Here is a 14,048-nt window from a genome sequence, read left to right as displayed (position 1 = left end):
TCGCAAGGTCCGGGAGTTTTTTTATTCTGCCGCCGCGCGGGCCGTGCTGGATATCTGGTTGATATAGGCCCGCAGCGCCGCCGGTTTGACCGGCTTATGCTGGACGGAAATCCCATATTTTTCCGCATCGCTGCGCACTTCCGGGCTGCGGTCCGCCGTCACAAGCAGGGCAGGGATCGTTTTGCCGTAGAATGCCCTGATCAGGCGGATGGCGCTGATACCGTCGCCGTCGTCGAGATGATAATCGGCAATGATGACATCCGGCGCCGCTGACATTGTCAGGAACGGTTCTTCGAGTGTGGCCACCGAACCTGCGGGCAACACCTCACAGCCCCATCCCGTCAGCAATAACGTCATGCCCTCGAGGATTTTCGGCTCGTTGTCGATGCAGAGTACCCTGATGCCGGCAAGCCGGTCGCTCGCCACCGGATTGGCGATCCCGCCAGTGGCCTTGGCTGGCGTCAGGCGGTCTGCCTCGCGCGGCAGGTGGATACGGAATGTCGTACCTTTTCCGGGTGTGGAAATCAGCTGTACCGGATGGTGCAGCATGCGCGACAGCCGGTCGACAATGGAAAGGCCAAGTCCGAGGCCGGAGGCCGTTTTTGCACCCTCATCCAGCCGGGCGAATTCCTTGAAAACCGTGCGGAATTTGGATGCGGGAATGCCGATACCGGAATCCGTCACCTGAATGACGACATCGCCTCCCCGGCGGCGCGCGCCAACGATGACCTTGCCACTCAGCGTGTATTTGATGGCATTGGAGACGAGGTTTTGTATCAGCCGCCGCAACAGGTTGGGGTCAGAGCGGACGGTGAGCGAGGTGGGCATGACCACGAGATCGAGGTTCTTTTCCTGCGCCATAGGCGCGAAATCGGTTTCGATGCGTTTCAGCAGCTCGTTCAGCGGCACCGATGTCATGCGCGCTTTCATCGAACCGGTGTCGAGGCGGGAAATATCGAGCACCGCGCCGAGAATGGTCTCCACCGACTCGAGCGCCGAATCGATGTTCTGGACGAGATCGCTTTCCCCCGAGGCGCCAAGCCGCTCGACCAGCGAGGAGGAATAAAGCCGCGCGGCATTCAGCGGCTGGAGGATATCGTGGCCAGCGGCAGCGAAAAACCGTGTCTTGCCGATGTTCGCCTCGTCGGCGGATGCCCTTGCCTCCGCAAGTTCGCGGTTGACGCGGGTAAGCTCCACGGTGCGCTCCGCCACCCGCTGCTCCAGCGTTTCATTGGCCTGTTTCAGTGCCTGATCGCTCGCCACTCTCTGCGTGATATCGGTGAAGGTGGCGACGATACCCTTGTCCGGCATGGTGTTGGAGCGCACTTCGATGATGCGCTCGCCGCCGCCAAGCACCAGCGAGAAAGGCAGGTCCATGGTCAGGAAACTGGTGATCAGCTGTTCCGTGTCGCCCGGCGGCATGTCGCCGCGCTCCTGCAGCATGGAAACGATGTCCGTCAGCGGCAGCCCCACCTGCCCGAATTGCTCAGGTAGATCGAGAAGGGTGCGGAAGCGCCGGTTCCAGATCGTCAGCTGCTGCGAGCTGTCGAAAACGGCGATGCCCTGGTCCATCTGCGCCAGCGCCGTTTGCAGCATGTCCTGATTATATTGCAGCGCCTCGCTTGCCTGATCCAGCAGCCAGGCCGTGTCGGCGCTGGTGTCCTCCGCCTTCTGGAGAATGATCGAAAGCACGAGACGGGCTGAGGAGGAGCCGATGGCGCTGCCCAGCAATTGTTCGGAGAAATGGATCAGCGCCATGTCGGCGGGCTGATCGTCATTGAGCTTCCTGCCCGCCGTCTTTTCATAGGTCGCCAGTGAGCGCAGCATGCGCTCTTCACCGAGATAACGGGCAATCGCGCTTTTGAGATCGCCGACGCTGACGCGGGTTTTCCAGCCGCGCGTGGCGAATTGTGATTTCGAATGGCGCTTCACGAAGATGCCGGACTGGATGCGCTCCACGGGTCGCGGGTTGCGTGAAAGCGAGCCAAGCACGAAAGCCATGCTGTTGACGAGCAGGCTGAGGATGACCGCGTTCACAAATGGGTCGGCCTCGGGACCGTTGAAGACCGTACTGCCAGAAAACAGGAAGCCGAGAACGGTGGCCGCGACCTCCGAATTATCAGGCCCGCCGAAGCTTGGCAGAAACAGCAGGTAGGCCCAGACAAAAAAGCCTGAACTCAAACCGGCAATCGCACCGCGCGCATTGGCGCGCCGCCAGAACAACCCGCCGAAAAGGGCAGGTGCCATCTGGGCGATGGCGGCAAATGCCAGGAGGCCGATGGAGGCAAGCCCGGTGGCGCTATCGGCCGCACGGTAATAGCCGTAGCCCAGAAGCATCACCGCAAAGATCGCTGTTCTGCGGATGTTGAGAAGCGTTTTGGCAAAGTTGTCCCGGTGCGGCGAGCGGTTCAAGAGCTTCTGCCGCAAAAAGATCGGCATGACGATGTCGTTGGAAATCATGATCGACAGCGCGACCGAGGCAACGATCACCATGGCGGTCGCCGCTGAAAATCCGCCAATGAAGGTAATCAGCGAAACGACCGGCATCTGATGCGCAAGCGGCAATTGCAGGACGTAAAGATCGGCGTTGCCATTGGCGCCGAGCGTCAAAATTCCGGCAAGCGCTATCGGCAGCACGAAGATGTTGATCGCAATCAGATAAAGCGGCAGCAGGAATCCCGCCATGCGCAGCTCTTCCGGCGTGCGATTTTCAACCACGGTGACATGGAACTGGCGCGGCAACAGGATGATCGCGAAACCGGAAAGCAGGGTCATCACGATCCAGCGGCTGATGGGCGTGTGATAGGATATGGCCCGCATGGCCCGTTCATTGCCCGACGCAAGTTCCCACAAATGCGAGGGGCCGTCGAAGAGGACGAACAGAACGTAAAAGCCGACGGTGCACATGGCCACGAGCTTGACGAGCGATTCCATTGAAATCGCCAGGATAAGCCCGTCCTGGTGTTCGGTGGCGTCGGTATGCCGGGTGCCGAACATGACGGCGAAGCCCGCCATGACGATGGTGACGAGCAGCGGCAGATCGAGGAAATAGAGGTTGCCGCTGCCAATGCCGTAATCGCCGGGATCGACCATCGTCGCCACCGAACTGGAAACGGCCTTCAATTGCAGCGCGATATAGGGAATGGCGCCGACAAGCGCGATGATGGCGACAATCATCGCCACGGTGGAGTTCTTGCCGTAGCGGGCGGCAATGAAATCGGCAACCGACGTCAGCTTTTCGGTTTTGGCAAGCTCCACGATCCGGCGAATGATCGGCATGCCGATGGTGAAGGCAAGGATCGGCCCGGTATAGATGCCGAGGAATTCCAGCCCCTTGTCCGCCGCAAGCCCGACGCCGCCGAAATAGGTCCAGGAGGTGCAATAGATCGCCAGGCTAAGCGCATAGACGAACGGCCGCCCCTTTTTGGGAGCGTTTCTTTTCCGGCTGTTCCTGTCCCCATAACTTGCAACCGCAAACAGCAGCAAGACATAAGCGAAGGCCGAACCGAATATGATCCACCCAGGAAGCACGCATCCTCCCCATGCAACAATCCCTGAAAACGAGCATAGGCGAATTCCGGGCCGTTGAGAATGAGCGCGGTCTGATCATAAAGTTCAAGACGACCGTGCAAAAAGCCTAATAAATGCAATCTTGACGAATTCCAAATGGGACAGGGAATCTATATGGTTGAACCCGTAGGGACAGTCACATAGCTTCAGCTCGCGAAGCAGGAGAGGGACCATCTGATGCTTAACGAATTTAAAACCTTCATTGCCCGTGGCAATGTCATGGATCTGGCCGTGGGTGTTATTATCGGGGCGGCGTTCAGCAAGATCGTCGATTCCGTCGTCAACGATCTTATCATGCCGATCGTCGGTGCGATTTTCGGCGGGTTCGATTTTTCGAACTACTTCCTGCCACTCAGTTCCAGCGTCACCGCAAGCTCGCTTGCCGCCGCGCGCGATCAGGGCGCTGTCTTCGCTTATGGTAACTTTCTCACGGTCCTCATCAACTTCCTCATTCTCGCCTGGATCATTTTCCTGATGGTCAAAGGGGTCAACAAGCTTCGCGCTTCTGTCGACCGGAAAAAGATCGAGGAAAAGTCGGAACCGGCTCCGCCGCCGGAAGACGTCAAGCTTCTCACCGAAATCCGCGATCTGCTGAAGACGCGCTGAAGCTTAGATTGTCCCGGCGCGATATTGCTGACCATGGGTCAGCTTCCTCTCGCCGGGCATTCATCCATAAAGAAAATCCATGACTGTTGCACGGAATATCATGCATATCGCCCGTTCGATGCGATAAGAAGACACCAAACGGAGTGTCTTTAATGTCCATTTTGAACAGTCTGAGTGCGCGCTCTCTGGCGGCTCCCGAGAGCGGCATTGTCGAGGTCGTGAATTATGCCCGGGGACGGGACAATCTTCTGCCGCTTTGGGTCGGCGAAGGCGATCTGCCAAGCCCTGACTTCATCAACAAGGCGGCCATCGACGGGCTCAACAATGGCGAGACCTTCTATACCTGGCAACGCGGCATTCCCGAATTGCGCCAGGCGCTCAGCAGCTACTACGAGCGTCACTTTTCAGCCTCTCTATCCGCAGATCATTTTTACGTAACAGGTTCCGGCATGCAGGCGATTGCGCTTGCCGTGCAGGCGCTGACCTCGCCGGGCGACGAGATGATCTATCTCACGCCCACCTGGCCCAATATTGTTGCCGCCATCGGCGTGGCGGGCGCAAAGGCGGTCGCAGCCGGCATCGATTTCCACGATGGTCGCTGGGATCTCGATATCGGCAAGCTGGAAAGTGCGATCACCGGTAAGACGAAGGCGCTCTTTATCAACACGCCGTCCAACCCGACCGGCTGGACCGCAACGCGAGACAATCTTCGCGATGTTCTGGCACTCGCCCGCAAGCACGACCTCTGGATCGTGGCGGATGAGATTTACGCACTTTATCACTATACCGGCACCCGTGCGCCGTCGTTCCTCGACGTGATGGAACCGGATGACAAAATCGTCTTCGCCAATTCTTTTTCGAAGAACTGGTCCATGACGGGCTGGCGTGTTGGCTGGCTTGTGGCGCCGCCCGCAATCGGCCAGGTGATCGAGAACCTTATTCAATATTCCACCTCCGGCGTGGCGCAGTTCATGCAGCGCGGCGCAGTCGCGGCTCTCGACCATGGTGACGGTTTCGTCCGCGAGAACTACGAACGCGCTCTGACATCCCGCGACATTCTCTGCGATGCGCTGATCGCGACGAACCGCGTGGAAACATTGAAGCCGGATGGCGCTCTTTATGCCTTCCTCAAGGTGGACGGCGTGACCGACAGCCGCGCCACGGCTCTGGATATCGTTGACAAGACCGGCGTCGGCCTCGCGCCGGGCACCGCCTTCGGCCAAGGCGGAGAGCTGTTTCTCCGTGCCTGCTTCCTGCGCAACCCAAAGCAGATCGAAGACGCAGCCGATCGGCTTGCGTCCTATATTCTCGGCAGATAACCGCAATCCTGCGATAGCCCGCCCTGCCGCGCCGAATTTGGCCGCGGCAGGCAGATTTTCTGCCAAAAGAATCATGGCGAGCCGCTAAAACTACAACCTCACGGCGTACCAATCGACGTGCAGGCTTTTCTGTGCTATGCGCCTTGTGTTCCATTTATGAGAACATTTTCATCTAATAAATAAAACACACTTCATTGCGCTAACCAATCGTAAGCCACCTTTTCATAGGGGCAAGGGATAGGTGGGGTATTTGCTGTGCAAGTAATCAATGATGAAGAATTATTGGCTTTGATGGACGCAACAAAAGCAAACAGGGAAGTAATGTCATGGCTGTTCTGGTCACCGGTGGGGCCGGTTATATAGGAAGCCACATGGTGTGGGCTTTGCTCGACGCCGGTGAAGACGTCGTTGTTGTCGACCGTCTTTCGACCGGATCACGTTGGGCGGTCGCGCCAGCGGCGCGTTTCTATCTCGGCGACGTCGCCGATCGCGACTTGCTCGGCCAGATTTTCGAACACAACCAGATCGAGACCATTTTCCACTTCGCTGGCTCCGTCAGCGTCCCTGAATCGATCAGCCAGCCGCTGGAATATTACGAAAACAATACCGGCACAACCCGCGCCCTTGTTGCGGCGGCAGTCGGTCATGGTATCCGCAATTTCATCTTCTCTTCAACTGCCGCGGTCTATGGGAACCAACCCTTTGATGGCCCGGTGCCGGAAACGGCAGTTCTCAGCCCGGAAAATCCCTACGGCCTGTCGAAACTCGCCTCAGAAATCATGTTGCGCGATGTCGTGCAGGCGCATGATTTCAACTATGTGGCGCTGCGTTATTTCAATGTTGCCGGCGCCGACCCGAAGGGCCGTGCCGGTCCGTCCCCCACGGGTGTGGCGAACCTCATCAAGGTAGCGTGCGAAGCGGCAACCGGCCGGCGCGACAAGGTTGAGGTTTACGGAACCGATTATCCGACCGCTGACGGCACCGGCGTTCGCGACTATATCCATGTCAGCGATCTGATCGACGCGCATATGCTCGCCATGGCGCATCTGCGTGCTGGTGGCGGCACACGAACGCTCAATTGCGGTTATGGCGTCGGCTATTCGGTACTGGACGTGCTGCACGCCGTGCAGCGGGAATCTGGAAACGATTTCCCGGTTATCCAATGTCCCCGCCGCGCCGGCGACATTGCCGCGATGGTTGCGGATTCGAGCCGTATCCAGTCGGAACTCGGATGGTCGCCGCGTTTCAATGATCTCACAACCATCGTTCGCACGGCCCTTCAGTGGGAGGCTAAACGTCAAGCCCAGCGAAGCGACAGGATTCTGCCTGGGCGGCATAAACTGGCAGCGATAGGCTGAGCAGCCGTTGGTTTTCGGGATGCGGTTCTACCTGACGGAAAAATAGAGGACCGGTCGATCCGAAAGAGTGGCGGCGGGAAGCCATTTCTCGCTGTCGAAATAGCTGCGCGTGAGCTTCAGTCCCGGCAATTGTTCCGTTGCCAGCAAAATCAGGTTCAGCCGATGTGGCGCAGACGGCTCCGGCTTTAGGGAGACCGAAATACCGAAATGCTCTGCCTGATAGGGTTGCAGCCTGCGTGCCGGCTCAAGCATGCTGGCAAGGTCCGCCCAGCGGGTCTGCTCGATGATCATCGCCAACGCGTCCTCAAGCTTCGTCAGAATAACGGCACCATCAGGTGTCTGCGGCGCAACCACTTTCATCCTGATAGAGCGAACCTCGTCGGACGCCTCGCCTCTGATGTCGAGAAAAAGCGATGCACGTTCCGACGCGTTCGCCGTGTCCCCGACCACAAGATCGGCCATGCATTCGAAATTGCGGATCTTCACCGGGCTTGCGTGCCAGCCTTGCGGGTTGGAAAAGCCCGCCGCGGTAAAGCGGTCGCAGAGGTCCTTGCCGGACAGAACGAAGTCGCGGGCAAAGGATGCCCTGTCGCCGCCTTGCTCGAATTTCAGTAGATGCGGCGGTAGATTGAGCTTTTGGGCGGTAACCTTTTGCCGCTTGACGGGCTTCATCCGGGCTGGCTGCTCGGCGGAGCGTGTGGCAGGCTCAAGGTTGAGATAGCTCAGCAGGCTTTTGAGATGTTTCTTGTCATTGGCAAGCAGCACCGTTGCCAATATGGCAAGACAAACTGCCAGCACCGCAAACAGCAGCGCGCCAGGCCTTACTCTTTTTTGCAGGCTTGCGTCCATCGGGGAACCCTAATGGCTGCCGGGGGAGGGGCGTCAACCGGTTTTTGATATGGCTTTCGGGCTGTCGGTAACCCGGTGAATATACTGCGAGCTGAAGGTCATTAAAAATATTCTGTATTCCACCGCCGGATTTTCCGGCGGCGCAACGTTATTCGGAGGAATTTTTGAACGAGTCCTGCTCGTCCGCGCTGCTTTCGTCGTCGGCGACAGGAATGGCGTAGGAACCGTTCAGCCAGCGGGCGAGATCGAGCGAGCGGCAGCGATCCGAACAGAACGGATAGTCTTCCCGTGTCGAGGGCCGCCCGCACTCCGGACATGGCTTCGTTTTCCGAAGCGGCGTAACATTTCCCGCACCTTCAGGAGATGATTTTGTCATGGTCTATCCTTCGAGCCAGCCCGACGTCACCTCGAATCCTTCACCGGAAAGAAGCGACATGGTCTCATACAGCGGCAGGCCGACGACATTGGTGTAGGAGCCGGTCAGTTTCTGCACGAATGAGCCGGCAATGCCCTGGATACCATAGGCCCCGGCTTTGCCGCGCCATTGCCCGGAGGCGATATAGGCGTCGATCTCGCGCGTGGCAAGGCGTTTGAAACGCACCTTGGTTTCCACAACCTTCTGACGGATTTTGCCGCCGGGCGTCACAAGGCAGATGCCGGTATAGACCCAATGGCTGCGCCCCGAGAGAAGATGCAGCGCTGCGGAAGCCTCTTCGGTATATTCCGCCTTGCCGACAATGCGGCGACCCACGGCCACCACGGTGTCGGAGCCGAGAACATAGGCGTCTTTCCACGTCTGCTCGCTCTTCAGCGCCGCATGCGCAGCCTCGGCCTTCTGTAGCGACAGGCGACGGCACAGCGTGCGCGGATGCTCAAGCTTTACGGGCGTTTCGTCTATATCCATCGGCATCAGACGTGCCGGCTCGATGCCGATCTGATGCAACAGTTCCAGACGCCGCGGCGAACCGGATGCCAGAACGAGCTTTTGTTTTGAGTTGGTCATTGCGCTGCCCGGGCTTCCGAATGCCGAAAACGGATTACTTGAAGCGATAGGTGATGCGGCCCTTGCTCAGGTCGTAAGGCGTCATTTCGACCAGCACCTTGTCGCCCGCCAGAACACGGATACGGTTCTTGCGCATGCGGCCGGCAGTGTGGGCGATGATTTCGTGTTCGTTCTCAAGCTTCACGCGGAATGTTGCGTTCGGCAGCAATTCGGTTACGATGCCCGGGAATTCGAGGACTTCTTCTTTTGTCATGTAAGGGTTTTCTTCCTGTTGATAGTGCCGGACCTGTCGTGTCCGGGAAAATTGCGCGGAAACTACACAATCCCGGCACATTTGTGAACCTCTAAAGCATCACGGCGAAAATCGGAACCGATTTTCGCCAGGTGAGAGGTGCGGATCGAATAAATGCCTGTCCTGTGCGGCGTTTGAAGTATCTGGTCCGATCGAAACGGACACTCAACCTCAGTCTTTTGAAAGCGTATCCGCCGCCGGCTGCGGCCTACCTGGCAGGCGTTCGGCAATCAGCCTGGCAAGATGGTCCCGCACCTCGCGATAGGCATCGAGAATCTGGTCCCGCGTGCCGGTGATGACGGTTGGGTCCATGGTTGGCCAATAGACAACGTCGAGTGAGTTCGAGCGTGTCAGTTCAAGTGCTGCGTGATGAGCTTCGGGTGTCAATGTAATGATCAGATCGAAAAAATCATCCTCGATCTCGTCCAATGTGCGCGGTTTGTGTTTGCCGAGCGAAAATCCCTGTTCTTCCAGCACCGCATCCACAAAGGGGTCACGCTCGCCCGCCCGCACGCCGGCCGACTGGATGTAGATGCCGGGTGCCACCAGTCGTTTGGCGATGACCTCGGCCATGGGAGAACGGATGGAGTTCATACCGCACATGAAGAGGACCGATTTGGGAGCCTGTCCCCCATTTGGAGCCGTGGCGGGATCTCTCATCTCTAACCCCGCCAATAAAGCACACAGACAAGGGTGAAGAGACGGCGCGCAGTATCGAAATCGATTTTGATCTTGCCGGAAAGCCGGTCCATCAAAGTCTGCGAGCCGTCATTGTGAATGCCCCGCCTGCCCATGTCGATCGCCTCGATCTGGCTTGGAGTGGAGGAGCGTATCGCCTCGTAATAGCTTTCGCAGATCAGGAAATAATCCTTGATGATGCGGCGGAACGGCGTCAGCGACAGGATATGGGTCGAGACATCCTTCTCGTCTTCGGTCTTGATCGAGAAAACCAGCTTGGCATCGACCAGCGATATGTGCAGCCGGTATGGGCCGCCCTCATGGCCGAATGGTTCGAACGTGTTTTCCTCGATCAGATCGAAAATGGCGACGGCGCGTTCATGCTCCACGTCCGGCGTGGACCGGCCGATGCTATCGTCCAGAACCACATCGCAGAGCCGGAAATCGCCTGAAGCCATCTCTTAACTTTCCGGGTTGAGGCGAATGGAGACGGAGCGCGCATGCGCGTCCAGCCCCTCCGAACGGGCAAGGGTGATCGCCGCCGGCGCAAGCTGCCGCAGCTGCTCAGGCCCGAGACGTAGGATCGAGGTACGCTTGACGAAATCCAGCACCGAAAGGCCGGAAGAGAAGCGCGCTGAGCGCGCCGTCGGCAGAACGTGGTTGGAGCCGCCGACATAATCGCCGATCACCTCAGGCGTATGGCGCCCGACGAAGATCGCGCCGGCATTGCGGATATGCGCCATCAGCGCATCCGGATCGTCAACGGCAAGCTCCAGATGCTCGGCCGCAATGCGGTTGGCCAAGGGAATGGCATCGGTGAGCTTTTCGACGAGAATGATCGCACCGAAATCCGCCCAGCTCGCCGCTGCCGTCTCGGCGCGCGACAGCCGCTTCAGCTGCCGTTCCACCGCCGCCTCCACCGCCTTGCCGAGTTCGGCATTGTCGGTGATGAGGATGGACTGCGCGCCACGGTCATGCTCCGCCTGCGCCAGAAGATCGGCGGCCAGCCAGTCCGGATCGTTGTCCCTGTCGGCAATGACAAGCACTTCGGAGGGCCCGGCGATCATGTCGATGCCGACAGTTCCGAAGACATGCCGTTTCGCGGCCGCCACATAGGCATTGCCGGGGCCGACAATCTTGGCGACAGGCGTGATTGTTTCCGTGCCGTAGGCGAGTGCAGCCACGGCCTGTGCGCCGCCAATGCGGTAGATTTCCTCAACACCTGCGATGCGCGCGGCGGCAAGAACGGCGGGGTTTATCACGCCGCCATTCGCCGGCACGACCATGACGATACGCTCTACACCGGCAACCTTGGCCGGGACGGCATTCATAAGGACGGAGCTTGGATAGCTCGCGGTGCCGCCGGGCACATAAAGGCCGACAGCTTCGATCGCCGTCCAGCGTGAACCGAGGCCCACGCCGATCTCGTCTTCGTAGATATCGTCCTTCGGCATCTGCCGCGCATGGTGTTTTTCAATGCGCCGGGCTGCGAGTTCGAGAGCTTCGATGACACTTCTGTCAACGGCTGCGACGGCCGCATCGATCTCTTCCGCTGTCACCCGCATCGAGACCTTCGAGAAATCGATGCCGTCGAATTTAATGGAGTAGTGGGCAAGGGCCGCATCGCCGCGATTGCGGACGTCATCGATGATGTCGCGAACGGTCGCGTTGACGTCTTCCGAAACTTCCCTCTTGGTTGTCAGGAAGGCAGCGAATTTCTGTTCGAAATCAGCCGATGCCCGCTCCAGCCAGATTGCCACGCCATTACCCTCTCATTTTCCTCGCGGCGATCCCGCGAGGTGCACGAACTCACCGCAGAAAAATGCGGCTCTGGTATGTGGCATAAATCGAAACAGTGACGAAAGGCAACCGTTGCAATGGCGTGGAGAGCTTATTCGCTATCGGGATGATGCGGTTTGGCGGCAGTTTCCCAGGCGCCGCTCACATCCGTCAGCTGCGCCTCGATGCATTCGACATCGAGTGCGATAGCGCCACCGCCCGAAAGCGTCAGTTCGACGGCGCCATCAGGACCTTCGCCGTTCTGCACGAAGCGGATTGCAAGGAGCGAAAGCACCTGTTCCCTATCACTGCGATTGATGCCGTGCGAGCGGACGGCGGAGACCCGCTTCAGGAAAACCACGCTGCGGCATCGCTCCGGCGGCAGGTTCTTCTTATTCGCGCTTTCCCAGACGAAACGATTGGCGGAAAGTGTAAATTGGCCCTGCTTTGCCTCGAATGCAACGTCCTTCAGTTTGAAGACGCTGTCCTGCATGTGCGTCGAAATGACGGAGAGATCTTCAGTATCCAGCGCGAGCAATTTCAGGCCGCTCATCGTTTTCTTCCTTTTCCGCGGGGCCGCGCCCGCAATGTCTATTCCTTGTACAGGAAATAGGCAGTCGCGGCCCGCTCTGCAACGGGGAGAAAACGAATGAGCGGCGATGAAAGGATCAATCGCTGACGCGTTCGACCAGCGCACCGCAGCGGGTGAGCTTTTCTTCAAGCCGTTCGAAACCACGATCGAGGTGGTAGACGCGCGAAACCATGGTCTCGCCTTCCGCCACCAGGCCCGCAATGACCAACGACACCGAGGCGCGCAGATCGGTTGCCATGACAGGCGCACCCTTCAGGCGGGTAACGCCTTCGATACGGGCCATCTGCCCGGAGAGCGAAATCTTCGCGCCGAGACGGGCCAGTTCCTGCACATGCATGAAGCGGTTTTCGAAGATGGTTTCGGTAATGTGGGATACACCCTGCGACCGGGTCATCAGCGCCATGAACTGCGCCTGAAGGTCGGTCGGGAAGCCGGGGAAGGGTTCGGTGACGATATCGACGGGCTGAATGCCGTTGCCGTTGCGCACGACGCGCAGACCGGTCTCCGTGTCGCTGATCGACACTCCGGCAAGCCGCAGCGTGTCCAGCGCATTGTCGAGCAGCGATGCACGCGTGCCTTCCAGCACCACATCACCGCCAGCCATGGCCACGGCCATGGCATAGGTGCCGGTCTCGATACGGTCAGGCAGCACCCGGTGGCGTGCGCCGGAAAGCGAGGTGACGCCCTCGATGGTGATGGTGGAGGTGCCAGCGCCCTCGATCTTCGCGCCCATCGCAATCAGGCAGTGCGCTAGATCGACGACTTCCGGTTCGCGGGCGGCGTTGTGAATGACGGTGGTGCCTCTTGCAAGGCTCGCGGCCATCAGCATCACATGCGTCGCGCCGACGGAGACTTTCGGGAAGGTATAAACAGCGCCGATAAGGCCGCCCTTTGGAGCGCTGGCGTTGATATAGCCGCCATCGATCTCCATCGTTGCGCCAAGCGCCTGCAGGCCCTCGATGAACAGGTCCACCGGACGTGTGCCGATGGCACAGCCGCCGGGCAGTGAAACGCGCGCACGGCCTTCACGGGCCAGAAGCGGGCCGATGACCCAGAAGCTGGCGCGCATCTTGGAAACCAGCTCGTAAGGTGCGGTGGTGTCGACAATGGTGCGGCAGGTGAAGTGGACCGTGCGGGAATAGGCTTCGCCCTGGCTTTCGCGACGACCATTGACCGAAATATCGACGCCATGATTGCCGAGAATACGGATGAGCTGCTCGACGTCCGCCAGATGCGGCACGTTTTCGAGCGTTAGCGTGTCGCTGGTCAGAAGCGAAGCGATCATCAACGGCAAGGCGGCGTTTTTCGCGCCGGAGATGGGAATGATGCCGTTGAGCTTGTTACCACCCGTAATTCTGATGCGATCCATGCGTCCCTACGGGCCTGTGCCCGCCTTTCTTAATCATGCCTTGCGGAAATGCGCGTCCCTAGACGAGTTTCCGCGGCGTTTCAAATGATGCTGGTGAATTCTCTATGAGGATGATTCGTCCGTTTTTGCGGCAGGCAGGCCAATCGTCTCATCCGCATCGCCGGCCCGGCGCGCGCGAACCTGCTGTTTGCGCTTCTGCAGGTTTTCACGCAGCTTCTTCGCTGCCCGCGCCTTGCGCTCCGCCTCGCGTTGCCGCGCCTTCTCGCCGGGACCTGCCTGCGCGTTGCCGCTTGCCGCAAGGGCAACGGGGTCTTCTGAGGCGTTCACGGAAACCGCCGCCTTTGCCTGTTTGTCATGATGTTCGTTCATAAATTCAGCAATATCCGAAAAATACGTTTTTCAACAGGGGGAACGCTTTTTTGCCCCGCTTGTTGAAGAATATCGTTTTGCGACTTGCGCTCGTCAAAAACCTATGGCAATAGGCCGCCACGCTTGATGCTGAAGCAAACGCTTCGGCACCGGATGCTGCTATAGCTCAGGGGTAGAGCACTCCCTTGGTAAGGGAGAGGCCGAGAGTTCAAATCTCTCTAGCAGCACCATTAATATCCTAAAGAAATCAATAGGATATCGTAA

14 protein-coding genes and 1 tRNA gene are annotated in these 14,048 nt (G+C 58.7%); 4 read left to right on the top strand and 11 right to left on the bottom strand.

Features of this window, described 5'->3' with window-relative positions; translation table 11 throughout:
• Positions 1 to 21: 21 nt before the first annotated feature.
• Positions 22 to 3,531 carry a hybrid sensor histidine kinase/response regulator gene (locus ACQZ63_RS04665; RefSeq protein WP_113555520.1) on the bottom strand — a complete coding sequence of 1,170 codons (3,510 nt, stop codon included), beginning with the start codon at positions 3,529 to 3,531 and terminating at the stop codon, positions 22 to 24.
• A 216-nt stretch (positions 3,532 to 3,747) separates the two neighbouring features.
• On the opposite strand from ACQZ63_RS04665, the gene mscL reads away from it, so the two are divergent.
• The 3 genes from mscL to galE all read left to right on the top strand — a co-directional run bounded on the left by mscL (position 3,748) and on the right by galE (position 6,853).
• Positions 3,748 to 4,176: a large conductance mechanosensitive channel protein MscL gene (gene mscL / locus ACQZ63_RS04660; RefSeq protein WP_003515034.1), complete on the top strand. Its 429-nt coding sequence runs from the start codon at positions 3,748 to 3,750 to the stop codon at positions 4,174 to 4,176.
• 152 nt (positions 4,177 to 4,328) lie between these two features.
• Positions 4,329 to 5,495: a pyridoxal phosphate-dependent aminotransferase gene (locus ACQZ63_RS04655; protein WP_113555519.1), complete on the top strand. Its 1,167-nt coding sequence runs from the start codon at positions 4,329 to 4,331 to the stop codon at positions 5,493 to 5,495.
• A 326-nt stretch (positions 5,496 to 5,821) separates the two neighbouring features.
• Entirely contained in the window at positions 5,822 to 6,853 is a 1,032-nt protein-coding gene (gene galE / locus ACQZ63_RS04650; RefSeq protein ID WP_113555518.1) for a UDP-glucose 4-epimerase GalE, read from the top strand.
• A 27-nt stretch (positions 6,854 to 6,880) separates the two neighbouring features.
• Here galE and ACQZ63_RS04645 read toward each other — a convergent pair whose 3' ends face one another.
• From ACQZ63_RS04645 to ACQZ63_RS04600, 10 genes are all read right to left on the bottom strand, one after another.
• Positions 6,881 to 7,702, bottom strand: a complete 822-nt coding sequence (locus tag ACQZ63_RS04645) for a DUF6030 family protein (protein ID WP_113157263.1) — start codon at positions 7,700 to 7,702, stop codon at positions 6,881 to 6,883.
• A gap of 148 nt (positions 7,703 to 7,850) precedes the next feature.
• Positions 7,851 to 8,078, bottom strand: a complete 228-nt coding sequence (gene yacG / locus ACQZ63_RS04640) for a DNA gyrase inhibitor YacG (RefSeq protein WP_013635461.1) — start codon at positions 8,076 to 8,078, stop codon at positions 7,851 to 7,853.
• A 3-nt stretch (positions 8,079 to 8,081) separates the two neighbouring features.
• Positions 8,082 to 8,705 carry a Maf-like protein gene (locus tag ACQZ63_RS04635; protein WP_113555517.1) on the bottom strand — a complete coding sequence of 208 codons (624 nt, stop codon included), beginning with the start codon at positions 8,703 to 8,705 and terminating at the stop codon, positions 8,082 to 8,084.
• Positions 8,706 to 8,739: 34 nt separating this feature from the next.
• Positions 8,740 to 8,958, bottom strand: a complete 219-nt coding sequence (gene infA / locus ACQZ63_RS04630; RefSeq protein ID WP_003493814.1) for a translation initiation factor IF-1 — start codon at positions 8,956 to 8,958, stop codon at positions 8,740 to 8,742.
• A gap of 210 nt (positions 8,959 to 9,168) precedes the next feature.
• Complete coding sequence (locus ACQZ63_RS04625; RefSeq protein WP_013635463.1) at positions 9,169 to 9,657, bottom strand: arsenate-mycothiol transferase ArsC; 489 nt, start codon at positions 9,655 to 9,657, stop codon at positions 9,169 to 9,171.
• A gap of 2 nt (positions 9,658 to 9,659) precedes the next feature.
• On the bottom strand, positions 9,660 to 10,133 hold the full coding sequence (locus ACQZ63_RS04620) for a UPF0262 family protein (protein WP_003515052.1): 474 nt from the start codon (positions 10,131 to 10,133) through the stop codon (positions 9,660 to 9,662).
• Between the two features lie 3 nt (positions 10,134 to 10,136).
• The gene (gene hisD, locus ACQZ63_RS04615) at positions 10,137 to 11,435 is read right to left on the bottom strand and encodes a histidinol dehydrogenase (protein WP_065658353.1); all 1,299 of its coding nucleotides are present in this window, start codon (positions 11,433 to 11,435) and stop codon (positions 10,137 to 10,139) included.
• Between the two features lie 131 nt (positions 11,436 to 11,566).
• On the bottom strand, positions 11,567 to 12,007 hold the full coding sequence (locus ACQZ63_RS04610) for a DUF2948 family protein (protein WP_038489814.1): 441 nt from the start codon (positions 12,005 to 12,007) through the stop codon (positions 11,567 to 11,569).
• A 115-nt stretch (positions 12,008 to 12,122) separates the two neighbouring features.
• Positions 12,123 to 13,415, bottom strand: coding sequence for a UDP-N-acetylglucosamine 1-carboxyvinyltransferase (gene murA, locus ACQZ63_RS04605; RefSeq protein ID WP_013635466.1), 1,293 nt, complete (start codon positions 13,413 to 13,415; stop codon positions 12,123 to 12,125).
• A gap of 102 nt (positions 13,416 to 13,517) precedes the next feature.
• Positions 13,518 to 13,784 (bottom strand): hypothetical protein, encoded by a 267-nt coding sequence (locus ACQZ63_RS04600; protein ID WP_013635467.1) that lies wholly within the window; start codon positions 13,782 to 13,784, stop codon positions 13,518 to 13,520.
• Positions 13,785 to 13,939: 155 nt separating this feature from the next.
• On the opposite strand from ACQZ63_RS04600, the gene ACQZ63_RS04595 reads away from it, so the two are divergent.
• Positions 13,940 to 14,014: transfer RNA gene (locus ACQZ63_RS04595), tRNA-Thr, on the top strand.
• Positions 14,015 to 14,048: the final 34 nt, after the last annotated feature.

Source organism: Agrobacterium sp. CG160-95 (assembly GCF_053521725.1).
Note: the sequence above shows the minus strand (reverse complement) of the source record. Positions and strands in the feature narration are given on the sequence as shown.